General features: G+C 42.4%; 1 protein-coding gene and 1 pseudogene. One reads left to right on the top strand and one right to left on the bottom strand.

What is annotated here, in order from left to right; genetic code table 11:
* Positions 1-706: pseudogene (locus A3766_RS02700) on the top strand (acetoacetate--CoA ligase); the annotation flags it as partial.
* Positions 707-762: 56 nt separating this feature from the next.
* Here the strand turns inward: A3766_RS02700 and A3766_RS02695 are convergent.
* On the bottom strand, positions 763-1,083 hold the full coding sequence (locus tag A3766_RS02695; protein WP_068507222.1) for an antibiotic biosynthesis monooxygenase: 321 nt from the start codon (positions 1,081-1,083) through the stop codon (positions 763-765).
* Positions 1,084-1,470: the final 387 nt, after the last annotated feature.

The raw sequence follows: 1,470 nt of genomic DNA, 5'->3' as shown, positions 1-1,470 counted from the left end.
TGCGCTAGGAAACCCGAATCTTCCAGTATACAAAGGTGAGCTTCAATGCATTGGCTTAGGGATGGACGTACAATTTTTAGATGATGATGGAACTAGCCTTACACAAGGAAAAGGAGAGCTTGTTTGTAAGCAAGCCTTCCCTTCCATGCCAACCGGTTTCTGGAATGACAAAAATAACGAAAAATACCAAAGCGCTTACTTTAAACGCTTTGACAACACATGGGCTCATGGGGACTACGGAGAGCTTATTGTCCACGAAGCAGATAATGGAACACCAACCCAAACCGGCGTAATCATTCACGGCCGCTCTGATGCAATCCTTAACCCTGGCGGTGTTCGAATAGGTACTGCTGAGATTTATCGTCAGGTTGAAAAGGTTGAGGAAGTGTTTGAGTCAATTGCTATCGGCCAAGAATGGCAAGATGATGTTCGTGTCATTCTCTTTGTTCGTTTACAAGAAGGTTTAACACTAGACACGCAGCTTATCGATAAGATAAAACGAAGTATCCGCGAGAATACTACACCAAGGCATGTGCCCAATAAGATTCTTCAAGTCACGGACATTCCCAGAACATTGAGTGGAAAAATTGTCGAGCTAGCCGTTAGAAATGTCGTGCACGGCAAAGAGCTTACAAATATAGAAGCATTGGCAAACCCAGAGGCATTAAACTTATATAGCAACTTAGCGGCCCTGAAAAGCGACTAGCACAATGACTATAAAATCAATAGAGAAGGCAATCTTCTCTATTGATAATAGGCGCTTTACAATAAACCGTAATCGCGTTCCACACGTGAAACCCTGACTTTATAGTCTCTATACCAGCGCTCCTTTCCTAAAGACTGTGCTGCAGTATGTTCTAGATTATCTTTCCACGCTTTAATCGATTCCAGATCACGCCAATAGGAAACCGTCACACCTAGTGAGTCACGTGCTGACTCTAAGCCCAAAAACCCGTCTTGCTCACTGGCAAGCGCTTCCATACGAAGAGATGTGTTAGAGTATTCCTTATCATCGCTACTAAGTACTGAGGTAAAAATGACAGAGTAATAGGGAGGTTGCGGTGTGCCTACAATTGCGTCCATTCTGCTTATTGCTCCTTGTAAAAACAGTTTCTGTAGTGAAAAAACACGTTCCCAGCTTCAACTTACTAACCATAAATTTTGCCCGCGCCCTGCGGGTAAAAGCTACAGTTCAAATAAACTATTTTTTGCTCTTCAAATCAAGAAAAATTGGCTAGATTTTTTAACTCGAGAAGCCAAAACGAGGTTGGCAAAAAAATGCCTAAGTTGGACATCCAGCAAATTCAAACTATAATTTTCCTATGATTTCTCCGGATACGGATACACGATAATGCGAGCATTTATTTCGAAAGCCACGTTACTTTATCTGTTACTCAGCACCACGACCGCCCTCGCTAACAAACAAGATCAAGTAGCTATTTCTTTGGCCTTTACTTTTTCAATGCCCCC

Source organism: Oleiphilus sp. HI0132 (assembly GCF_001635845.1).
Note: the sequence above shows the minus strand (reverse complement) of the source record. Positions and strands in the feature narration are given on the sequence as shown.

Coding starts and splice junctions, on each gene's coding strand:
- A3766_RS02695 (WP_068507222.1), bottom strand. CDS start 1,083: ATGGACGCAATTGTAGGCACACCGCAACCTCCCTATTACTCTGTCATT.